Source organism: Streptomyces sp. SID14436 (assembly GCF_010548465.1).
Lineage (GTDB): Bacteria > Actinomycetota > Actinomycetes > Streptomycetales > Streptomycetaceae > Streptomyces.
Map to the genome: position 1 here is coordinate 1 of NZ_JAAGMD010000137.1, position 21,881 is coordinate 21,881.

General features: G+C 71.2%; 14 protein-coding genes and 2 pseudogenes. 8 read left to right on the forward strand and 8 right to left on the reverse strand.

Annotated features, from left to right (window positions below; translation table 11 throughout):
• Positions 1-232: pseudogene (locus G3I53_RS04910) on the reverse strand (hypothetical protein); the annotation flags it as partial.
• Between the two features lie 457 nt (positions 233-689).
• On the reverse strand, positions 690-1,130 hold the full coding sequence (locus G3I53_RS04915; RefSeq protein WP_164333569.1) for a VOC family protein: 441 nt from the start codon (positions 1,128-1,130) through the stop codon (positions 690-692).
• Positions 1,131-1,331: 201 nt separating this feature from the next.
• Here G3I53_RS04915 and G3I53_RS04920 point away from each other — a divergent pair, with 201 nt between their 5' ends.
• Positions 1,332-4,328, forward strand: a complete 2,997-nt coding sequence (locus G3I53_RS04920) for a bifunctional [glutamine synthetase] adenylyltransferase/[glutamine synthetase]-adenylyl-L-tyrosine phosphorylase (RefSeq protein WP_164438051.1) — start codon at positions 1,332-1,334, stop codon at positions 4,326-4,328.
• 129 nt (positions 4,329-4,457) lie between these two features.
• Here G3I53_RS04920 and G3I53_RS04925 read toward each other — a convergent pair whose 3' ends face one another.
• The 3 genes from G3I53_RS04925 to G3I53_RS04935 form a co-directional block, all read right to left on the reverse strand.
• Positions 4,458-5,486 (reverse strand): phosphatase PAP2 family protein, encoded by a 1,029-nt coding sequence (locus G3I53_RS04925; RefSeq protein ID WP_164337182.1) that lies wholly within the window; start codon positions 5,484-5,486, stop codon positions 4,458-4,460.
• 178 nt (positions 5,487-5,664) lie between these two features.
• The gene (locus G3I53_RS04930; protein WP_164337181.1) at positions 5,665-5,952 is read right to left on the reverse strand and encodes a hypothetical protein; all 288 of its coding nucleotides are present in this window, start codon (positions 5,950-5,952) and stop codon (positions 5,665-5,667) included.
• Between the two features lie 102 nt (positions 5,953-6,054).
• Positions 6,055-7,101 (reverse strand): LacI family DNA-binding transcriptional regulator, encoded by a 1,047-nt coding sequence (locus tag G3I53_RS04935; protein WP_164337180.1) that lies wholly within the window; start codon positions 7,099-7,101, stop codon positions 6,055-6,057.
• Between the two features lie 451 nt (positions 7,102-7,552).
• On the opposite strand from G3I53_RS04935, the gene G3I53_RS04940 reads away from it, so the two are divergent.
• The 7 genes from G3I53_RS04940 to G3I53_RS04970 all read left to right on the forward strand — a co-directional run bounded on the left by G3I53_RS04940 (position 7,553) and on the right by G3I53_RS04970 (position 20,266).
• A complete protein-coding gene (locus tag G3I53_RS04940) occupies positions 7,553-8,824 on the forward strand; it encodes an extracellular solute-binding protein (protein WP_164337179.1) in 1,272 nt (423 codons plus the stop codon).
• A gap of 95 nt (positions 8,825-8,919) precedes the next feature.
• The gene (locus G3I53_RS04945; protein WP_164337178.1) at positions 8,920-9,924 is read left to right on the forward strand and encodes a sugar ABC transporter permease; all 1,005 of its coding nucleotides are present in this window, start codon (positions 8,920-8,922) and stop codon (positions 9,922-9,924) included.
• 13 nt (positions 9,925-9,937) lie between these two features.
• Positions 9,938-10,849, forward strand: a complete 912-nt coding sequence (locus tag G3I53_RS04950; protein ID WP_164337177.1) for a sugar ABC transporter permease — start codon at positions 9,938-9,940, stop codon at positions 10,847-10,849.
• A gap of 132 nt (positions 10,850-10,981) precedes the next feature.
• Positions 10,982-12,667, forward strand: coding sequence for an alpha-amylase family glycosyl hydrolase (locus tag G3I53_RS04955; RefSeq protein ID WP_164337176.1), 1,686 nt, complete (start codon positions 10,982-10,984; stop codon positions 12,665-12,667).
• A gap of 185 nt (positions 12,668-12,852) precedes the next feature.
• On the forward strand, positions 12,853-14,226 hold the full coding sequence (locus G3I53_RS04960; RefSeq protein WP_164337175.1) for an alpha-amylase family protein: 1,374 nt from the start codon (positions 12,853-12,855) through the stop codon (positions 14,224-14,226).
• Positions 14,227-14,432: 206 nt separating this feature from the next.
• On the forward strand, positions 14,433-19,844 hold the full coding sequence (gene pulA, locus G3I53_RS04965) for a pullulanase-type alpha-1,6-glucosidase (RefSeq protein WP_164438052.1): 5,412 nt from the start codon (positions 14,433-14,435) through the stop codon (positions 19,842-19,844).
• A gap of 62 nt (positions 19,845-19,906) precedes the next feature.
• Positions 19,907-20,266, forward strand: a complete 360-nt coding sequence (locus tag G3I53_RS04970; protein ID WP_164332908.1) for a 5-carboxymethyl-2-hydroxymuconate Delta-isomerase — start codon at positions 19,907-19,909, stop codon at positions 20,264-20,266.
• Between the two features lie 27 nt (positions 20,267-20,293).
• Here the strand turns inward: G3I53_RS04970 and G3I53_RS04975 are convergent, their stop codons facing one another.
• The 3 genes and pseudogenes from G3I53_RS04975 to G3I53_RS04985 form a co-directional block, all read right to left on the reverse strand.
• Positions 20,294-20,761: a hypothetical protein gene (locus G3I53_RS04975; protein ID WP_164332907.1), complete on the reverse strand. Its 468-nt coding sequence runs from the start codon at positions 20,759-20,761 to the stop codon at positions 20,294-20,296.
• Positions 20,758-21,453 carry a TetR/AcrR family transcriptional regulator gene (locus tag G3I53_RS04980; protein WP_164332906.1) on the reverse strand — a complete coding sequence of 232 codons (696 nt, stop codon included), beginning with the start codon at positions 21,451-21,453 and terminating at the stop codon, positions 20,758-20,760. The genes G3I53_RS04975 and G3I53_RS04980 overlap by 4 nt, the downstream gene beginning before the upstream one ends.
• A 67-nt stretch (positions 21,454-21,520) precedes the next feature.
• Positions 21,521-21,881 (reverse strand): annotated as a pseudogene (locus tag G3I53_RS04985) (hypothetical protein); the annotation flags it as partial.

Sequence of the window (21,881 nt, forward strand, 5' to 3'; positions counted from 1 at the left end):
GCCGGGCCTGCCCGTCCGCCTCCTCCACGGCCCGGCCGCGCAGGTCGCGCACGGCGGAACCGGCTTGCCGGCGCGCCTCACCGGCCACGGTCCGCGCCTGTTCCGCCGCGGTGCCCGCGACCTGGCCGGCGGCCTGTTTGGCCTGACCGGCCGTCGCGGAGGCCTCCGCCCTGACCTTCTCCCGGGTGTCCCTGGTCCCGGTCCCGGTCCCGGTGTCTACGGACTCACTCATCGGCGCATTCCCCTCATCGGATGTCCTGCGTGAGGTCCCGTGTCCCGGACGCCCCGGCACCGTGCCGGAAGCGTGCCCCGGGCATCCCACGTGACCGTCCGTCCCCGCACGGGTGGCCGGTTGGGGTGGTTTGACACCCTTTGTGAGGAAATGCCGAGAGGGAAATGCGGGGAGGGATGGGAGGGATGGGAGGGCAGGGTCGGGAGGGGGTGCTGCCAGTGATGTCGCCGGGTGATGCCCGCAGGTGATGTCGCCGTCCTCTCCAGCGGCGCGTCACGGCCCGCCGGCCGCCGGACACCGGACGCCCGACGCCCGCCGTTCGGCCTGTCGGCGGTCACCGGCGGCCCGGCCGACGCGGCCCGCCGTGGCGGCCCGTAGCAGCCTTGGCGCACCGTCGCAGACCGTGACGGGCCGTGGGTGGGGGTGTCGGGCCCCCGGGGGGCCCGACCGGCCCGGCCTAGCCCTCCGCCTGCTGTGTCAGCAGCTTGTGCAGCGGCTCCGTCGCCCGGCGCCGGTACTCCTGGACCGCCCAGCCGTTGCCGTCCGGGTCCTTGAAGTACATGAACGTCGCGCCGTCGTCCGGGGCGTACTCCTGGGGCTCGCTGACCTCCAGCCCCCGCGCGGTCAGTTCGGCGTGGGCCGCCTTGATGTCGGCGACGCAGAGCTGCAGCCCCTGGTAGGAACCGGGGGCCGGGGTGGGGCCGGGCGTCGACTCCCAGAGCGTGTCACCCAGGGCGATCGAGCACCCGGAGCCGGGTGGTGTCAGCTGGACGATGCGCATGCCGGGCATGACCTCCTGGTCGATGTCGACGTGGAAGCCGACCTTGTCCCGGTAGAAGTCCCTGGCCCGGTCGATGTCGCTCACGGGCAGCGGGATCACTTCGAGGGTGAAGTCCATGGAAACGTGGCTCCTTCGTGGAGAACGGCGTGGGACGGACGTTTCCTCCTCACCGAATCGGAAATCGGGGCCCGCCGCCACCGAAACGCCGCACCGCGTCCGCAGTCCGCGGGAACCGGACGGCGCCCCGGGCCGCGTGCCCCTCCTGCGGATAGGCTCGTGGCCGTACGACACGTTTCCGAGGCACGAGGGAGGCCGGGGATGACGTCGGCGCCGGGGCGCAGGAGCAGTATCTTCACGCGGCTGCTGCGGCACGGCTTCACGGACCCCTCCGCCGCCGAGCGCCTGCTGGACGGCCCCGAACTGACCGCCCTGCGCGACGACCCGGTCCTGCTCGACGCGCTCGGCGCCACCGCCGACCCCGACCTCGCGCTGCTCGGGCTGGTGCGGCTGCTGGAGGCGCAGCCGGACCCCACCGCGCGCCAGGAACTCCTCGACACGGTGATCGCGGCCAAGCCGCTGCGGGACCGGCTGCTCGGCGTGCTCGGTGCCTCCGGCGCCCTCGCCGACCACCTGGCCCGGCACCCCAGCGACTGGCAGGCCCTGGTCACCTACGAACCCCGGGACCTGCACCCCGGCGTCGAGGAGTTCGAGAGCGGTCTCGCCGACGTCACCGACACGGTGTCCCTGCGGGTCGCCTACCGGCGCTGCCTGCTCTCCATCGCCGCCCGCGACGTCTGCGGGACCATCGACGTCGCCGAGACCGCCGCCGAGCTCGCCGACCTCGCCACCGCCACCCTGCGCGCCGCCCTCCGGCTGGCCCGGGACGCCGCACCCGAGGACGCCGCCCTGTGCCGGCTCGCGGTGATCGCGCTCGGCAAGTGCGGGGGACACGAGCTGAACTACGTCTCGGACGTCGACGTCGTCTTCGTCGGCGAGGCCGTGGAGGGCGCCGACGAGGACAAGGCGCTGCGGGCCGCGACCCGGCTCGCCTCGCACATGATGCGGATCTGCTCGGAGAGCACCGTCGAGGGCACCATCTGGCCCGTCGACGCCAACCTGCGGCCCGAGGGCCGCAACGGCCCCCTCGTGCGCACCCTCGCCTCCCACCTCGCCTACTACCAGCGCTGGGCCAAGACCTGGGAGTTCCAGGCGCTCCTCAAGGCCCGCCCGGTGGCCGGCGACCTCGGCCTGGGCGACGAGTACGTGACCGCGCTCCAGCCCCTGGTGTGGCAGGCGGCGGAGCGGGAGAACTTCGTCGCCGACGTGCAGAAGATGCGCCGCCGGGTGGTGGAGAACATCCCCGTCGCCGAGGTCGACCGCCAGCTCAAACTGGGGCCCGGCGGTCTGCGGGACGTCGAGTTCGCCGTGCAGCTGCTCCAGCTGGTGCACGGCCGCACCGACGCCTCCCTGCGCAGCGGCACCACCCTCGACGCGCTCAAGGCGCTCGCCGCCGGCGGGTACGTGGGCCGCGCGGACGCCTCCCAGCTCGACGACGCGTACCGCTTCCTGCGCTCCATGGAACACCGCATCCAGCTGCACCGGCTGCGCCGCACCCACCTGGTCCCCGACGACGAGACCGACCTGCGCCGCCTCGGCCGCTCCCTCGGCCTGCGCACCGACCCGGTCGCGAGCCTGACCCGGGAGTGGAAGCGGCACGCCGCGGTGGTGCGGCGGCTGCACGAGAAGCTGTTCTACCGGCCGCTGCTCGACGCGGTCGCCCAGCTCGCGCCCGGTGAGGCCCGGCTCAGCGCGGAGGCGGCCCGCGAACGCCTGGTCGCCCTCGGCTACGCCGACCCGGCCGCCGCCCTGCGGCACCTGGAGGCGCTCGCCAGCGGTGTCACCCGCAAGGCGGCCATCCAGCGCACGCTGCTGCCCGTCCTTCTCGGCTGGTTCGCCGACTCCGCCGACCCGGACGCCGGACTGCTCAACTTCCGCAACGTCTCCGACGCGCTCGGCAAGACGCCCTGGTACCTGCGGCTGCTGCGCGACGAGGGCGCGGCCGCCGAGAACCTGGCCCGGGTGCTGTCCGCCGGGCGGCTCGCCCCCGACCTGCTGATGCGCGCCCCCGAGGCGGTGGCGCTGCTCGGCGACGGGGCGGGGCTCCGGCCGCGTTCCCGCGCCCACCTGGAGCAGGAGATCTTCGCCGCCGTCCGCCGCGCCGACAACGCCGCCCAGGGCGTAACCGCCGCCCGCGGCGTCCGCCGCAGGGAGCTGTTCCGCACGGCCGCCGCCGACATCGTCGGCTCCTACGGCACCGAGTCGCAGCCCGCCGAGGCCGACCAGGGGGCGCTCGTCGACCTGGTCGGCGCCGCCGTGTCCGACCTGACGGCCGCCACCCTGGCGGGCACCCTCCGCGCCGTCGTCCGGGAGGGCTGGGGCGACGCGCTGCCCACCCGGTTCGCGATCATCGGCATGGGCCGCTTCGGCGGCCACGAGCTGGGCTACGGGTCCGACGCCGACGTGCTGTTCGTGCACGAGCCGCGCGAGGGCGTGGACGAGCACGAGGCCGCCAAGGCCGCCGCCAAGGTCGTCGCGGAGATGCGCCGCCTGCTCCAGCTGCCCAGCTCCGACCCGCCCCTGCTGGTCGACGCCGATCTCCGCCCGGAGGGCAAGTCCGGGCCGCTGGTGCGCACCCTCACCTCGTACGGGGCGTACTACCGCCGCTGGTCACTGGTGTGGGAGCGGCACGCGCTGCTGCGCGCCGAGCCGGTCGCCGGGGACGAGGACCTGGGCCGCCGCTTCATCGAACTGATCGACCCGCTGCGCTACCCGTCCGGCGGGCTGGACGAGGACGCGGTCCGTGAGATCCGCCGGCTGAAGGCCCGGATGGAGTCCGAACGGCTGCCGCGCGGCGCCGACCCCAAGCTGCACGCCAAGCTGGGGCCGGGCGGGCTCTCCGACGTGGAGTGGACCGTGCAGCTGATGCAGCTGCGGCACGCGGCGCGCGAACCCGGCCTGCGCACCACACGGACCCGGCAGGCGCTGGCGGCGGCCCGGGACGCCGGGCTGATCTCCGCCGACGACGCCGCCACCCTGGACGAGGCGTGGGTGCTGGCGACCCGGGTGCGCAACGCGGTCATGCTGGTCCGGGGGCGGGCCGGGGACACCTTCCCGACCGTTCCCCGGGAACTGGCGGCCGTCGGCCGCTACCTCGGCCACGGCCCCGGACACGCGGGCGACATGCTCGACGCGTACCGGCGCACGGCCCGCCGGGCACGGAGCGTCATGGAGCAGCTGTTCTACGACGGTGACTGAGGGTTCCGCCCGGACGGCGGTCACTGTCACCGTGAGTCCTGCTCGGACGGCGGTCACTGTCACCGGGGGCCACGCCCGGACGCCTGACGGAGGTCCCGCCCGGACAGGCGCGGCACGCGGTACCCCGGGCTACGGCGCGGGCCGTCCCGTGCCGGACAGGGCGTCGGCCCCGGCGCCGCCGTCAGCGGCCCCGGTCCTGGCACCGTCGTCCACGTCCGCATCTCCTTCCGTTTCCCCGGGAGAACCGGAAGCGGCACCGACACCCGCAGTGCCCTCGCCCCTGGCCGCCGTCACCACGCCCTCACCCCCGGCGACCCTCCGCTCGCCCTTGCCGCGTGCCGCCACCCGCCGGGGCAGCGCGTACGGGCCGCTGCCGTACCAGAGGCGGGCGACCGCGTAGCCGAAGGCCAGGCAGAGCACGCCGCCGACCGCGTCCAGCCAGAAGTGGTTGGCCGTGGCGACGATGACCACCAGGGTGAGCGCCGGGTACAGCAGCCCCAGGATCCGCACCCACGGCACGGACGCCAGGGCGAAGACGGTCAGGCCGCACCACACGGACCAGCCGATGTGCATCGACGGCATGGCGGCGTACTGGTTGGACATGTTCTTCAGGTTCCCGGAGGCCATCGAGCCCCAGGTCTGGTGCACCATCACGGTGTCGATGAAGTTGCCGCCGTTCATCAGGCGGGGCGGGGCGAGCGGGAACAGGTAGTAACCGACGAGGGCGACTCCCGTGGTCGCGAACAGCACCAGTCTGGTGGCCGCGTAGCGTCCCGGGTGACTGCGGTAGAGCCACACCAGGACACCCAGCGTCACCACGAAGTGCAGGGTGGCGTAGTAGTAGTTCATGCCGACGACCAGCCATGTCACCGAGTTCACGGCGTGGTTGACGGATTCCTCGACGGCGATGCCCAGTTGCTGCTGGACCTCCCAGATCCAGTCGGCGTTGCGCAGGGCCTGCGCCTTCTGCTCGGGGACGGCGTTGCGCACGAGGGAGTACGTCCAGTAACTCACCGCGATGAGCAGGATCTCGAACCAGAGCCGGGGCCGGCGGGGAGCACGAACGCGGCGCAGGAGCGCCCGCCCCGTCCGGTCACCGGCGGGACGGGGAGCGGCCGATGTCCGGCCGTTCGGCACAGTCACGGTCGTGTCACCCATAGGCACAGAGTCTGCCAGAAAAGGCCTCGCCCACAGATCATCCCCCGGTCCGGCAGGGCCCGCATGTTCTGCCGCGGTCCCGGGAGCGTCAACTTCTCCTGACGGCCCGTCCGGTCGGCGGCGCCGGGCGCAGTTTCCCTGCACGCCTCAGAGGTTGATGATCGTCGTCAGTACAGTGCTACAGCTGGGAGAGCCCCTTCTGCAGGTCCTCCGCGTTCATCACCGGGGTCATCTCGACCTCGGCGCCGAACTCGGTGAAGAACGGGTCACCGGCGGCCGGGATCTGCGAGCTGTCCGCCAGGTCGAGCACGAGCAGACAGGTCCGCCGGCCACCGAGAGGCCCGAAGTACGCGGCCTCGGGCTGCAGCCGCTGCAGGGTCTCCTTCACCAGCTCGGGCATCCTCCCGCTGCGGACGACCTCGTTCGCCTTCTCCGTGTCCAGCGTCGCCTTGAGCATCACGCGCATCGCAGCCACCCTCTTCCGGTCGACGCACGCTGAGGTACCTCCCCAGGCTATGCCCGGGTACCGGCGCCCGCGCGGGCACCGGCGCAGCGTGGATCGGGCCGGTCAGGGCCTCTCGTGCGGCCGGTTGCGGTCCCCGGGGGCCGACGCGGTCGAGCCGCGCACCACCAGTTCCGGCATGAACACGAACTCGCTGTGCGGGGCCGGGGTTCCGCCGACCTCCTCCAGCAGTGTGCGCACCGCGGCCTGGCCCATGGCCGGGACCGGCTTGCGGACGGTGGTCAGCGGCGGGTCGGTGAAGGCGATCAGCGGGGAGTCGTCGAAGCCGACCACCGAGATGTCCTTCGGCACGTCCAGACCGCGCTGCCGGGCCGCCCGTATGGCGCCCAGCGCCATCATGTCGCTGGCGCACACGACGGCCGTGCAGTCCCGGTCCATGAGCGCCGCGGCGGCGGCCTGCCCGCCCTCCAGCGTGTACAGCGAGTGCTGGATCAGTTCCGTCCGCACGGTCTCGGCGTCGAGGCCGAGCTGCTCCTGCACGATGTGCACGAACCCCTCGATCTTGCGCTGCACCGGCACGAACCGCTTCGGTCCGAGCGCCAGGCCGATCCGGGTGTGGCCGAGGGAGACGAGGTGGGTGACGGCGAGCGCCATCGCGGCGCGGTCGTCGGGGGAGATGAACGGCGCCTGCACTTTCGGCGAGAAACCGTCGACCAGCACGAACGGCACGCCCTGGGCGCGCAGTCGGTCGTAGCGCTGGGTGTCGGCGGTGGTGTCCGCGTGGAGGCCGGAGACGTAGATGATGCCGGCCACGCCGCGGTCCACGAGCATCTCGGTCAGCTCGTCCTCCGTCGACCCGCCGGGGGTCTGGGTGGCGAGCACCGGGGTGTAGCCCTGCCGGGTCAGCGCCTGGCCGATGACCTGCGCCAGGGCCGGGAATATGGGGTTCTCCAGCTCCGGGGTGATCAGGCCGACCAGGCCCTCGCTGCGCTGCCGCAGCCGCACCGGCCGCTCGTAGCCGAGCACGTCGAGGGCGGCGAGCACGGACTGGCGCGTGGTGGCGGCGACCCCCGGCTTGCCGTTGAGTACGCGGCTGACGGTCGCCTCGCTCACCCCCGCCTGGGCAGCGATGTCGGCAAGACGTGTGGTCACAGCACCGGACTGTATCGGCCGTACGTCCCCCTGCCCACCGATCGGACGCCTGGCGCGTGCCGTGGAACGGCCCGCTGTGGGCTGCTGGGTCATCGCGGTCCCTCACCTCGTGGTCGGCGTCCTCGCAACGGATGATTCCCGCGGCGGCAACGGATGGCAAGTGCTTGCAGAGTCTTGCACAACTGTCCGATCCCCTGCCGTACGGGCGGGAACGGGGGTTGCGCGGGGGTCTAGGAGAGGTCACGGCGGCGTAACCTTCGGCGCTTCTTGCAAAATTTTTCAGCAAGGGCTTTTGCAACGCTTGCATCGCTGTTACTTTCCAGTCGCCCGGCGGAACCGCGATTCCCGGCCAGATCCGATGGACGCGGAGCCGCGGTGGCAAGCCGGCAAGCCGGCAGGGCGGCAGACGGGGCCGCACCCTGTGCACGGCTTTCACCCTCAAGGAGAACTCATGCGGCGTGGCATAGCGGCCACCGCGCTGGTGGCGTCCCTCGCCCTCGCGGCGACGGCCTGCGGCGGAGACAGCGACAGCGGCGACAAGGCCGACGGCCCGGTCACCATCACCTGGTGGGACACCTCCAACGCGACCAACGAGGCGCCGACGTACAAGGCCCTGGTCAAGGAGTTCGAGGCCGCCAACAAGGACATCAAGGTCAACTTCGTCAACGTCCCCTTCGACCAGGCGCAGAACAAGTTCGACACCGCCGCCGGTTCCAAGGGCGCCCCCGACGTGCTGCGCTCCGAGGTCGGCTGGACCCCCGCCTTCGCCAAGAAGGGCTTCTTCCTGCCGCTGGACGGCACCGAGGCCCTCGCCGACCAGGACAAGTTCAAGCCGAACCTGATCGAGCAGGCCAAGTACGAGGGCAAGACCTACGGCGTCCCCTTCACCACGGACACCCTGGCCCTCGTCTACAACAAGGAACTCTTCGAGAAGGCCGGCGTCGAGGCTCCCAAGACCTGGGATGACCTGAAGAAGGCCGCCGCCACCATCAAGGACAAGACCGGCGTCGACGGCTACTGGGGCTCCACCCAGTCCTACTACGCCCAGTCGTTCCTCTACGGCGAGGGCACCGACACGGTCGACGCCGACGCCAAGAAGATCACCGTCAAGTCGCCCGAGGCCGTGAAGGCCTACGGCACCTGGCTGAGCCTGTTCAAGGGCAAGGGCCTGCACAAGGCCGACACCACCGCCGACGCCTACGCCCACATCCAGGACGCGTTCGTCAACGGCAAGGTCGCCTCGATCATCCAGGGCCCGTGGGAGATCACCAACTTCTACAAGGGCACCGCGTTCAAGGACAAGAACAACCTCGGCATCGCCACGGTCCCGGCCGGTTCCGCCGGCACGGCGGGCGCCCCGACCGGCGGCCACAACCTGTCCGTGTACGCCGGGTCCACCGAGGCCAAGCAGAAGGCCGCGCTGAAGTTCGTCAACTTCATGACCTCGGCCAAGGCGCAGGAGACCATCGCGCTGAAGAACTCCACGCTGCCCACGCGGGACGACGCCTACACCGACGAGGTCAAGGCCGACCCGGGCATCGCCGGCTACCAGACGGTCCTCGAGGCCGCCCAGCCGCGCCCGGCGCTGCCCGAGTACAGCTCCCTGTGGGGCCCGCTGGACGACGAACTGCCGCAGATCGCCGGCGGCAAGAAGTCCCTGGACAAGGGGCTGACCGACGCGGAGACCGCGATCGCGAAGCTGGTGCCGGACTTCAGCAAGTAATGCCCGCGTGGCCGCCGGACCCCCTCCCCGCACGACGGGTCCGGCGGCCACCGGCCTGTGTGCCTACCCCTTGACCACCCAGAAGGTGCCGAACCATGACAGTCGCCATCGACCGCGCGACCGGCAAGCGCCGCGGTGACCGCGCGCCCCGCCCCGGACCGGTCCGCAGGCTGAAGCACGCCTACCAGAAGCACTGGTACGCCTACGCCATGATCCTGCCGGTGGTCGTCGTGCTCGGCGTCATCGTGCTGTATCCCCTGGCGTACGGCCTCTACCTCACCCTCACCGACGCGGACAGCCTGAACTCGGCCCGCACCATCGGCGTCAACAAGATCGAGGCCACCTACAAGTTCATCGGCCTCGACAACTACGCCGAGATCCTGTGGGGCGACACCGCCTACGAGCGCTTCTGGTCCAAGTTCGGCTGGACGATCTTCTGGACCGCGGCCTGTGTGGCGCTGCACTACGGCATCGGCCTGGGCCTCGCCCTGCTGCTGAACCAGAAGCTGCGGGGCCGCACCCTCTACCGGCTGATCCTCATCCTGCCGTGGGCCGTGCCGACCTTCGTCACCGTCTTCGGCTGGCGCTTCATGCTCGCCGACGCCGGCATCATCAACTCGGGCCTCGACTTCCTCGGCCTGCCGACCCCGCTGTGGCTGGAGGACACCTTCTGGCAGCGGTTCGCCGCCATCATGGTCAACACCTGGTGCGGAGTGCCGTTCATGATGGTCTCCCTGCTCGGCGGCCTGCAGTCCATCGACGCCAGCCTGTACGAGGCGGCCGAGATGGACGGCGCGAACGCCTGGCAGCGCTTCCGCCACGTCACCCTGCCCGGCCTGCGCTCGGTCAGCTCCACCGTGGTGCTGCTCGGCATCATCTGGACCTTCAACCAGTTCGCGATCATCTTCCTGCTGTTCGGCAACACCGCCCCGGACGCCCAGATCCTCGTGACCTGGGCCTACCAGCTGGGCTTCGGGCAGCAGCCGCGCGAGTTCGCCGAGTCCGCCGCCTACGGCATGCTGCTGCTGGCCGTCCTCGTCGTCTTCACCTCCTTCTACCGCCGCTGGCTGAACCGCAATGACCAGCAGCTCGCGATCTGAGGCAGGAGCCCCCATGAGCACCACTACCGTCACCAAGGCCGCTCCGGCGGACCGGCCCGCCGGAGCGCCGGCCCCCACCGGGAAGGCGCGCCGGCGGGGGGAGACAGGCCCGCTCGGCAGGCTCACCTCGCACGGCATCCTGATCGTGGCGAGCCTCATCGCGCTGTTCCCGGTCGTCTGGCTGGTCTACCTGTCCCTCGGCCCGGACAAGGACGACTATCTGCGCCCCGGCGGCATCTGGGGGAAGATGACGCTCGACAACTACGTCTTCGTGCTCCAGGAGACGAACTTCTTCCACTGGCTGAAGAGCTCGCTGATCGTCTCCCTGGGCACCACCGTGCTCGGTGTCCTGGTGGCCGCCACCACCGGCTACGCGGTGTCCCGGATGCGCTTCCCGGGATACAAGAAGTTCATGTGGGTACTCCTTTTGACCCAGATGTTCCCGGTAGCGGTCCTGATGGTCCCGATGTACCAGATCCTGTCGGAGTTCCAGCTCATCGACAGCTACCTTGGACTCATCCTCGTCTACTGCTCGACGGCGGTGCCGTACTGCGCCTGGCTGATGAAGGGCTACTTCGACACCATCCCGTTCGAGATCGACGAGGCCGGACGCGTCGACGGGCTGAACCCCTTCGGCACGTTCCTGCGGTTGATCCTGCCGCTCGCCAAGCCGGGTCTGGCGGTCGCCGCCTTCTACAGCTTCATCACGGCGTTCGGAGAGGTGGCGTTCGCCACGACGTTCATGCTGGACGACGAGAAGTACACGCTCGCCGTCGGTCTGCAGAGCTTCATCAGCGAGCACGACGCCCAGCGCAACCTGATGGCCGCCACCGCGGTCCTGATCGCGATACCCGTCTCCGCGTTCTTCTACCTCGTGCAGAAGAACCTGGTGACCGGCCTCACGGCCGGCGGAACGAAGGGCTGACCTCCTTCGAGGACGACTCCCGCGCGCCCGACGCGCGGGGTGGCGGCCGCGGTGTCGATTCCGACCCCGCAGGCACCGCGGCCGTCACGTCCCCACCGCCTTCCCCACAAGCCTCTTGAGTACAAGGACGACATGAGCCAGCAGCACTCCACCCCGGACCCCTCGACCGACTCGGCCGTCGCCACCGTCGACGGGCACCGTGACTGGTGGCGGGACGCGGTGATCTACCAGGTGTACCCGCGCAGCTTCGCCGACAGCAACGGCGACGGCATGGGGGACCTGGAAGGCATCCGCTCCCGCCTGCCGTACCTGCGCGACCTCGGTGTGGACGCGGTGTGGCTGAGCCCGTTCTACGCCTCCCCGCAGGCCGACGCGGGCTACGACGTCGCCGACTACCGTGCCGTCGACCCCATGTTCGGCAACCTGCTCGACGCCGACGCCCTGATCCGCGACGCCCACGCCCTGGGCCTGAGGATCATCGTCGACCTCGTGCCCAACCACTCCTCCGACCAGCACGAATGGTTCAAGCGCGCGATCGCCGAGGGCCCCGGCTCGCCGCTGCGGGAGCGGTACTACTTCCGCCCGGGCAAGGGCGAGAACGGGGAGCTGCCGCCCAACGACTGGGAGTCGATCTTCGGCGGCCCGGCCTGGACGCGCGTCACCGAACCCGACGGCACGCCCGGCGAGTGGTACCTGCACCTGTTCGCGCCGGAGCAGCCCGACTTCAACTGGGAGCACCCGGCGGTCGGCGACGAGTTCCGCTCCATCCTGCGGTTCTGGCTCGACATGGGCGTGGACGGCTTCCGCATCGACGTCGCCCACGGCATGGTGAAGGCGGAGGGCCTGCCGGACCTGGGATCCCACGAGCAGCTGAAGCTGCTGGGCAACGACGTCATGCCGTTCTTCGACCAGGACGGCGTGCACGACATCTACCGCGAGTGGCGCGTGGTGCTCGACGAGTACGCGGGTGACCGCATCTTCGTCGCCGAGGCGTGGACCCCGACCGTGGAGCGCACCGCGAACTACGTGCGCCCCGACGAGCTGCACCAGGCGTTCAACTTCCAGTACCTCACCACCCACTGGGACGCCGCGGAACTGCGCGAGGTCATCGACCGCACGCTGGACTCCATGCGCCCGGTCGGCGCCCCCGCCACCTGGGTGCTGTCCAACCACGACGTCACCCGGCACGCCACCCGCTTCGGCAACCCGCCCGGCCTCGGCACCCAGATCCGCCTGCCCGGCGACCGGGAGCTGGGCCTGCGCCGGGCCCGCGCGGCCACCCTGCTGATGCTGGCCCTGCCCGGGTCGGCGTACATCTACCAGGGCGAGGAGCTCGGCCTGCCGGACGTCGTCGACCTGCCGGACGAGGTGCGCCAGGACCCGGCGTACTTCCGCGGCGCCGGCCAGGACGGCTACCGCGACGGCTGCCGGGTGCCGATCCCGTGGACCCGCGAGGGCTCGTCGTACGGCTTCGGCGACGGCGGCAGCTGGCTGCCCCAGCCGGCGAGCTGGGGCGAGCTCAGCGTGGAGGCGCAGACCGGGGTGCCCGGCTCGACCCTGGAGATGTACCGGTCCGCGCTGGCCGTCCGCCGGGAGCAGGCCGACCTGGGCGCGGGCGACTCGGTGGAGTGGCTGCGGGCTCCCGAGGGGGTCCTGGCCTTCCGGCGCGGTGACTTCGTGTGTGTCGCGAACACCACCGGGGAGTCGGTGACCGTGCCCTCCTACGGCCGGGTGCTCATCAGCAACGCCGAGGTCGCCGAGACGGCGTCCGAGGCCAAGGTGCCCGCGGACACGACCGTGTGGTGGACCCGGGCCTGACGCCCGGCCCCGCCCCGAGGTTCATCCGGCAACTTTTTCGCTTCAACTTCGTACGGCCCGCTGCCCTTTCGGGTGGCGGGCCCTTAACATCTGCGTTGCCGCAAGGTTTCTGAAGGTTTCTGCAAGCGCCTTCACCCGGAAACCGGGCGGTTCCCCACATGCCTTCGACGATGAAGGAACCCCACATGGCACGCAGAACCCTCTCCGGGGTGGCCGCCTTCGCCGCGGCCGCCCTTGTCATGACCCCGACGCCCGCGTCGGCCTCCCCGCCCGGCTCGAAGGACGTCACGGCCGTCCTCTTCGAGTGGAACTTCGCCTCGGTCGCCCGCGAGTGCACCACCACCCTGGGCCCGGCCGGGTACGGATACGTCCAGGTCTCCCCGCCCGCCGAGCACATACAGGGCTCGCAGTGGTGGACGTCCTACCAGCCGGTCAGCTACAAGATCGCCGGGCGGCTCGGCGACCGCACCGCCTTCCGGAACATGGTGAACACCTGCCACGCGGCCGGTGTGAAGGTCGTCGTGGACACCGTCATCAACCACATGTCCGCGGGCAACGGCACCGGCACGGGCGGCTCGCCGTACACCAAGTACGACTACCCCGGCCTGTACTCCTCGTACGACTTCGACACCTGCAGAGCGGAGATCACGGACTACCGCGACCGCCACAACGTCCAGAACTGCGAACTGGTCGGCCTCGCCGACCTCGACACCGGCGAGGAGTACGTCCGCAGGACCATCGCCGGGTACATGAACGACCTGCTCTCCCTCGGGGTCGACGGCTTCCGCATCGACGCCGCCAAGCACATGCCGGCCGCCGACCTGGCGAACATCAAGTCCCGGCTCACCGACCCCGGCGTGTACTGGAAGCAGGAGGTCATCTTCGGCGCGGGCGAGGCCGTCCAGCCCACCGAGTACACCGGCACCGGCGACGTCCAGGAATTCCGGTACGCCTACGACCTCAAGCGGGTCTTCAACAACGAGAACCTCGCCTACCTGAAGAACTACGGCGAGGGCTGGGGCTACCTCAAGAGCTCCTCCGCGGGCGTCTTCGTCGACAACCACGACACCGAGCGCAACGGCAGCACCCTCTCCTACAAGGACAACGCCACCTACACCCTGGCCAACGTCTTCATGCTGGCCTGGCCCTACGGCGCCCCGGACATCAACTCCGGCTACGAGTTCTCCGACCACGACGCCGGACCGCCGGGCGGCGGCCAGGTGAACGCCTGCTGGCAGAACGGCTGGAAGTGCCAGCACAACTGGCCGGAGATCAAGGCCATGGTGGGCTTCCGCAACGCCACCCGCGGCCAGGCGGTCACCGACTGGTGGGACAACGGCGGCGACGCCATCGCCTTCGGCCGGGGCAGCAAGGGCTTCGTGGCCGTCAACCACGAGTCCGGCCCCCTGACCCGCACCTACCAGACGTCACTGCCCGCGGGCACGTACTGCGACGTGCAGAACAACACCCCGGTGACGGTGAACGGTTCGGGACAGCTCACCGCCACCCTGGGCGCCCACACGGCGCTCGCGGTCCACGCGGGCAAGCCGAACTGCTGAACCCGCGCCGGGCGCACCGCCGTTCACGGACGGTGGGGCGCCCGGCGTCCGGCATGCAATTCCTTACCGGTCCTTTCAGAACCCTTGCTGTAAACCTTTCAACGGCGATACGGTCACGGCCGGTGCCCCGGCGATGTGGCCGAAACAGGCCGTCGCCGCGGCGTGGGGTCGGACCCAATGAGCCGTAACCGCAAGGAGTTCACGCCTTGATACCCAGATGGCCCGCGCCCCGGGGGCGCCGCACCGTACGGGGCCGGCGCGTCGCCGCCGTCACCGTGGCCGCGCTCGCCGCGGCCCTCGTGCAGCCGCTCGCCGCCCGCGCGGACACCCCGCCTCCGCCGCCCTCGGACGCGGCCCTCGCCAAGTCCCCGGCCCGGCACGACCTGACCCGCGAGCAGTTCTACTTCGTCCTGCCGGACCGCTTCGCCAACGGCGACCGCACGAACGACCGCGGCGGCCTGACCGGGTCCCGCCTCACCCACGGGTACGACCCCACCGACAAGGGGTTCTACCAGGGCGGCGACCTCAAGGGCCTGACGCGGAAGCTGGACTACATCAAGGGGCTCGGCACCACCGCCATCTGGCTGGCGCCGATCTTCAAGAACCAGCCCGTGCAGGGCACGGGCAAGGACGCCTCGGCCGGCTACCACGGCTACTGGATCACCGACTTCACGCAGGTCGACCCGCACTTCGGCACCAACAAGGACCTCGAGACCCTCATCGACAAGGCCCACGGCAAGGGCATGAAGGTCTTCTTCGACGTCATCACCAACCACACCGCCGACGTCATCGACTACGAGGAGAAGTCCTACGACTACCTCTCCAAGGGCGCCTTCCCGTACCTGACCAAGGACGGAAAGCCCTTCGACGACGCCGACCACGCCGACGGCTCCGAGAAGTTCCCGCACGTGGACGCGGGGACCTTCCCCCGCACCCCCGTCGTCCCCGCCGCGAAGAAGCGGCTGAAGGTCCCGTCCTGGCTCAACGACCCGGCGATGTACCACAACCGGGGCGACTCCACCTTCGCCGGCGAGTCCAGCGAGTACGGCGACTTCTCCGGGCTCGACGACCTGTGGACCGAGCGTCCCGAGGTCGTCCGCGGCATGGAGAAGATCTACCAGCGGTGGGTCAGGGACTTCGACATCGACGGCTTCCGGATCGACACCGTGAAGCACGTCAACATGGAGTTCTGGACCCAGTGGGCCACCGCCCTGGACGCCTACGCGGCGAAGCAGGGCCGCAAGGACTTCTTCATGTTCGGCGAGGTCTACTCCGCCGACACCGACGTCACCGCCCCCTACGTCACCGAGGGCCGCCTCGACGCCACCCTCGACTTCCCCTTCCAGGAGGCGGCCCGCCAGTACGCCTCCCAGGGCGGCAGCGCGAAGAAGCTGGCCGCCGTCTTCGGCGACGACCACAAGTACACGACCGACAAGGCCAACGCCTACGAGCAGGTCACCTTCCTCGGCAACCACGACATGGGCCGCATCGGCACCTTCCTGAAGCAGGACAACCCGGAGGCGACCGACGCGGAACTGCTGAAGAAGGGCCGGCTCGCCAACGAGCTGATGTTCCTCAACCGGGGCAACCCGGTCGTCTACTACGGCGACGAGCAGGGCTTCACCGGCGCGGGCGGCGACAAGGACGCCCGCCAGACCCTCTTCGCCTCCCGCACCGCCGACTACCTCGACGACGACCTGATCGGCACCGACCGCACCCACGCCGAGGACACCTACGACACCCGCTCGCCGTTCTACCGGCAGATCAGCGCCCTCGCGAAGCTCCGCAAGGCGCACCCCGCCCTGACCGACGGCATCCAGCAGGAACGCCACGCCGCCGACGGCCCCGGCGTCTACGCCGTCTCCCGCACGGCCACCGGCAAGGACACCACCGAGTACGTCGTCGCCTTCAACAACGCCGACGAGGCGAAGAAGGCCACCTTCGCGACCAACTCCGCCCGGACGACGTTCAAGGGCCTCTACGGCACCGACGCCACCGTGCGCAGCGACGCCGACAGGAAGATCACCGTCACCGTCCCCGCGGGCTCGGCGATCGTCCTCAAGGCGTCCGGACGCCTCGGCACGCCGGCCGCGAAGCCCAGCCTCACCCTGAAGGCCCCCGAGGCGGGCGCCACCGGCACCGTCGAGCTGACCGCCGACGTCGAGGGCGGACAGCTCAACCGGGTCGTCTTCGCCGCCCAGACCGGCAACGGGAAGTGGCGCGTCCTCGGCTCCTCCGACCACGCCCCGCACAAGGTCACCCACACCATCGGCAAGGACGTCCCCGCCGGTACCGCCCTGCGCTACAAGGCCGTCGTGACCGACTCCGCCGGCCGTACCGCGAGCGCCCTCGCCGCCTCCACCACCGGCACCGCGCCGGTGGAGACGCCGCCCTCCGCCGCCTCCCGCGACTACGCGATCGTCCACTACAAGCGGGCCGACGGCGACTACGACGACTGGGGCCTGTACGCCTGGGGCGACCTCGCCGAGGGCGAGGCCACCGAGTGGCCCGACAGCCACCCCTTCACCGGCCGCGACGCCTACGGCGCCTTCGCGTACGTCAAGCTGAAGCCGGGCGCCTCCGACCTGGGCTTCGTCGTCGTCGACAAGGACGGCACCAAGGACGTCGACACCGACCGCACGATCGACCTCACCCGCACCGGCGAGGTCTGGATCGAGCAGGGCGAGGAGACCGTCACCACCGAACGGCCCGAGTACCCGGCCCAGGACACCACCAAGGCCGTCCTGCACTACCACCGCGCCGACAGCGACTACGACGGCTGGGGCCTGCACACCTGGACCGGTGCCGCCGATCCCACCGACTGGTCGAAACCCCTGAAGCCGGTGAAGACTGACCCCTATGGCGCGGTCTTCGAGGTGCCGCTCGCCGAGGGTGCCACCAGCCTCAGCTACATCGTCCACAAGGGCGACGAGAAGGACCTGCCGTCCGACCAGTCGCTCGACCTCAAGGCCCACGGGCACGAGGTGTGGCTGGTGAGCGGGCAGGAGAAGTACCTGCTGCCGCAGCCCGCGGGCTCCGCGGCCGCCCTCGACCTCACCACCTCCAAGGCGGTCTGGATCGACCGGAACACCCTCGTCTGGAACGGCTCCGACGCCGCCGCCTCCACCCAGCTCCTCGCCTCGCCCACCGGCGCCGTCACGGTCGAGGACGGCACGCTCGGCACCGGCGACGCCCGCTGGCTGCGCCTGGCGAGGACGTCCCTCACCGACGCCCAGAAGGCCCGCTTCCCGCACCTGAAGGACGGCACCGCCTGGTCCGTCGACCCGCGCGACCGGGACCGGGTGCGCGCGGCCCTGCGCGGCCAGGTCGTCGCCACCCAGCGCGCCGCCACCGGAGCCGTGCTCGCCGCCACCGGCGTGCAGCTCGCCGGCGTGCTCGACGACCTCTACGCCGCCCGCGCCACCAAGGCGGACCTCGGGCCGGTGTTCCGCCACGGCCGGCCGACGCTGTCCGTCTGGGCGCCCACCGCGCGCGACGTCGCCCTGGAGATCGACGGCCGCACCGTCCGCATGCACCGCGACGACGCCACCGGCGTCTGGTCCGCCACCGGCCCCGCCTCCTGGAAGGGCAAGCCGTACCGGTACGCCGTCACGGTGTGGGCGCCCAGCACCCGGAAGATCGTCACCAACAAGGTCACCGACCCCTACTCGGTCGCCCTCACCACCGACTCCGAGCGCAGCCTCGTCGTCGACCTCGGCGACCGGAGCCTCGCCCCCGAGGGCTGGTCGGGTCTGACCAAGCCGAAGCCGGTGCCGCTGAAGGACGCCCAGATCCAGGAACTGCACATCCGCGACTTCTCCGTCGAGGACCGCACGGCGAAGCACCCGGGCACGTACCTCGCGTTCACCGACAAGGACAGCGACGGCAGCCGGCACCTGCGGAAGCTGGCGCGGTCCGGCACCTCCCACGTGCACCTGCTGCCCGCCTTCGACATCGCCACCATCCCCGAGAAGAAGTCCGACCGGGCGACCGTCGACTGCGACCTCGCCGCCTACCCGGCCGACTCCCCGAAGCAGCAGGAGTGCGTGGCGAGGACCGCCGCCAAGGACGCCTACAACTGGGGCTACGACCCGTACCACTACACGGTCCCCGAGGGCTCCTACGCCACCGACCCGGAGGGCACCGCCCGCACCGTCGAGTTCCGCCGAATGGTCAAGGCGCTCAACGAGGAGGGCCTCGGCGTCGTCCTGGACGTGGTCTACAACCACACCGCCGCCCACGGTCAGGCGAAGACCTCCGTCCTGGACCGGATCGTGCCCGGCTACTACCAGCGGCTGCTCGCCGACGGCTCCGTCGCCGACAGCACCTGCTGCTCCAACACCGCGCCCGAGAACGCCATGATGGGCAAGCTGGTCGTCGACTCCGTCGTCACCTGGGCCAAGGAGTACAAGGTCGACGGCTTCCGCTTCGACCTCATGGGCCACCACCCGAAGGCGAACATGCTCGCCGTCCGCAAGGCCCTCGACGCCCTCACCCTCAAGAAGGACGGCGTCGACGGCAAGAAGATCATCCTGTACGGCGAGGGCTGGAACTTCGGCGAGATCGCCGACGACGCCCGCTTCGAGCAGGCCACGCAGGCGAACATGGCCGGCACCGGCATCGCCACCTTCTCCGACCGGGCCCGTGACGCCGTGCGCGGCGGCGGCCCCTTCGATGAGGACCCCGGCGTGCAGGGCTTCGCCTCCGGCCTCTACACCGACCCCAACACCTCGACGGCCAACGGCACCGAGGCCGAGCAGAAGGCCCGCCTGCTGCACTACCAGGACCTCATCAAGGTCGGCCTCTCCGGCAACCTCGCCGACTACACGTTCACCGACACCAGCGGCAAGGAGGTCAAGGGCTCCCAGGTCGACTACAACGGCTCACCCGCCGGATACGCGGCCGTCCCCGGCGACGCCCTCGCCTACGCGGACGCCCACGACAACGAGTCCCTGTTCGACGCGCTCGCCTTCAAGCTGCCGAAGGACACCCCGGCCGGCGACCGGGCCCGCATGCAGGTCCTCGCCATGGCGACGGCCACCCTCTCGCAGGGCCCGGCCCTCTCCCAGGCGGGCACCGACCTGCTGCGCTCCAAGTCCCTGGACCGCAACTCCTACGACAGCGGCGACTGGTTCAACGCCATCCACTGGAACTGCGCGGCGGGCAACGGCTTCGGCCGCGGGCTGCCGCCGGCCGCCGACAACGAGGACAAGTGGCCCTACGCCAAGCCCCTGCTGGGCGCGGTGAAGGTCGGCTGCCCGCAGATCGAGGGCGCCTCGGCCGCCTACCGGGACCTGCTGAGGATCCGCACGTCGGAGAAGGCGTTCTCGCTCGGCACCGCGGACCGGGTGCAGTCCCGGCTCTCCTTCCCGCTGTCCGGGAAGGACGAGACCCCCGGGGTGATCACCATGCGCCTCGGTGACCTGGTCGTGGTCTTCAACGCCACGCCCGAGGCGCAGGACCAGCGCGTCACGGCCCTCGCCGGGACCGGCCACCGGCTGCACCCCGTGCAGGCGAAGGGCGGGGACCCGGTGGTGAAGGCGGCGTCCTACGAGCGGAGCACCGGCACGTTCACCGTCCCGGCCCGCACGGTCGCCGTGTTCACCGCGGCGGGCTGACCCCGCCGGGCCGGCGGACACGACGTAGGGTGAGCCCTCCTGGAACGATCACAGGAGGGCTCATGCCGCAGATCACCGTCGACTACTCCGACAGCCTGGCGGACGGCTTCGACCGGCCCGGCTTCGCGCGGGCCCTGCACACCGCCGTGGTCGACATCGCCGCCGCCAGGCCCCCGGCCTGCAAGACGCAGTTCCGCCGGACCGAGGACACCGTGGTCGGCCCCGACACCGAGGGCCACGCCGTCGTCCACGTCAGCCTCGGGCTGCTCGCGGGCCGCACCGAGGAGACCAAGGCGCGGCTCACCGAGGCCGTGCTGGACCTGCTGCGGCAGTTCGTGAAGCCCGCCGGGGGAGTGGCCGTGCACGCCTCCGCCGAGGTGCGCGAGCTCGATCCGTCGTACCGGAAGTACGAGAGCGAGTAACCGGGCGTCCCCGTCGGGGCCGTGCCCTCAGAGGTCCGGTCGGCCCAGCCACGACGGGCGGACGGGGACACCGTCCTCGTCCAGCTCGCCGACGGCGTCCGGCTCAGCCGGGGGCGGCGGGTCCTGCGGTGCTGCCGGAGCGGGATCGGGCGCGGGGGCGGCCGGCGCGGGTTCCCGGACCTCCTCGGGGCCGGGGTCCGGGGCGGCGGGCGCGTCCGAGTCCGCCAGCAGCTCCGCCACCGTGAACCGGGTGCCGAACGACTGGTACGCCCCGTCGACGACGAGCAGGAAGCCGTCGTCCACCCGCAGCAGCCGACGGCGCTTCGGGCTCGTCGGGTGCCACGGCCGGTAGGTCCGGGCCCGTCGCTCCAGCTCCTCCAGCGCCTCCGCCCGGGAGCCGGTGACATGGGCCACCACCTGCGCCTCGGTGTGCTTGCGCTGCCCGGTGCCCACGGTCGTCTCCACGACCAGGCCCCACGTGCTCGCCCCGCTCACCCGGAGGCCAGGTGGATCAGCCGGGTGGCCAGATCGGTGAACGGGCCGTCGCCCGGCTCGTTCTTCAGCAGGCCCCGCAGCAGCGTGGCCAGTTCCTCGTCAGCGGCGGCGGCCACCGCGGCCAGCGCCGCGAAGTCGTGCACCAGCTGCGTCTCCAGCTCGGCGCGGGGTATCTTCCGGCCGTCCAGCCAGATCAGCGCGGTGGACTCGGCCAGCGAGATCCAGGACCGGACCACCAGCTCCAGCCGTGCCGGTGCCGGACCCACCACGCCCAGGTGCGACAGCATCTGGTCATAGGCGGCCTGCCGGACGGCGTCGATCAGCGCGTTGGTGGTCGAGGAACCGACCGCCGGGCCGCCGCGCATCAGGGCGGAGAAACCCGGGCCGTGCTCGTCGACGAAGTCGAAGTAGCGGCCCATCACGCGCCGCAGCCGCGCACCCAGCGGACCCTCGTGCGGCTCCACGAACCGGGACGCGAGATCGTCCGCGGCTCGCTGCAACGCGGCCTCGTACAGGCTGAGTTTGCCGGGGAAGTAGTGGTACACCAGCGGGCGCGAGATGCCCGCGGCCGACGCTATCTCGTCGATGGAGACCTCGTCGGGCGAGCGGCGGCTGAACAGTTCGAGGGCGACGCCGATCAACTGCTGCCGTCGCTCCTCGACTCCCATCCTGCGGCGTACCCCGGTTGTCATGCGAACACCATACCGATCGATTCCAGCCGCGAACGGTCCGGACCGAGCGCCGGTGTTCAGGGGCCGGTCAGCCGAGCCCCTCGACCGGCTTCCCGCCCTTCAGGGTGCCCTTCAGGTCGGCGCGGGCGCCCTGTTCGGCCTCCACCGTCAGCAGGTTGCCCTGCGCGGAACCGCTGACCCCGCCCGTCGCCTCCAGCGAGGTGACGTCACGGCTGCCGGCGGCCAGCAGATACCAGGTGCCCGCCTCCGACTTCCACAGCACCCCGGCCAGTACGTGCGGCGCGCGCGCCCCGCACGCCGGCACGTCCTCGGCCTTCGCCGCGACGGCGCCGACCGGTCCGCCCGGCGTGCGGAACTGCGCCAGCACCCGCGCCCCCTCGCCCCGCCAGGTCTCGGCCCGGGTGCACACCCACGCCGCCGTGCCCGCC

What these genes read in the sequence shown, in the direction of transcription:
- G3I53_RS04940 (WP_164337179.1), top strand. Translation starts at nt 7,553, where the DNA reads ATGCGGCGTGGCATAGCGGCCACCGCGCTGGTGGCGTCCCTCGCCCTC.
- G3I53_RS04915 (WP_164333569.1), bottom strand. Translation starts at nt 1,130, where the DNA reads ATGGACTTCACCCTCGAAGTGATCCCGCTGCCCGTGAGCGACATCGAC.
- G3I53_RS04925 (WP_164337182.1), bottom strand. Translation starts at nt 5,486, where the DNA reads ATGGGTGACACGACCGTGACTGTGCCGAACGGCCGGACATCGGCCGCT.
- G3I53_RS04950 (WP_164337177.1), top strand. Translation starts at nt 9,938, where the DNA reads ATGAGCACCACTACCGTCACCAAGGCCGCTCCGGCGGACCGGCCCGCC.
- G3I53_RS04920 (WP_164438051.1), top strand. Translation starts at nt 1,332, where the DNA reads ATGACGTCGGCGCCGGGGCGCAGGAGCAGTATCTTCACGCGGCTGCTG.
- G3I53_RS04930 (WP_164337181.1), bottom strand. Translation starts at nt 5,952, where the DNA reads ATGCGCGTGATGCTCAAGGCGACGCTGGACACGGAGAAGGCGAACGAG.
- G3I53_RS04980 (WP_164332906.1), bottom strand. Translation starts at nt 21,453, where the DNA reads ATGACAACCGGGGTACGCCGCAGGATGGGAGTCGAGGAGCGACGGCAG.
- G3I53_RS04970 (WP_164332908.1), top strand. Translation starts at nt 19,907, where the DNA reads ATGCCGCAGATCACCGTCGACTACTCCGACAGCCTGGCGGACGGCTTC.
- G3I53_RS04955 (WP_164337176.1), top strand. Translation starts at nt 10,982, where the DNA reads ATGAGCCAGCAGCACTCCACCCCGGACCCCTCGACCGACTCGGCCGTC.
- G3I53_RS04945 (WP_164337178.1), top strand. Translation starts at nt 8,920, where the DNA reads ATGACAGTCGCCATCGACCGCGCGACCGGCAAGCGCCGCGGTGACCGC.
- G3I53_RS04960 (WP_164337175.1), top strand. Translation starts at nt 12,853, where the DNA reads ATGGCACGCAGAACCCTCTCCGGGGTGGCCGCCTTCGCCGCGGCCGCC.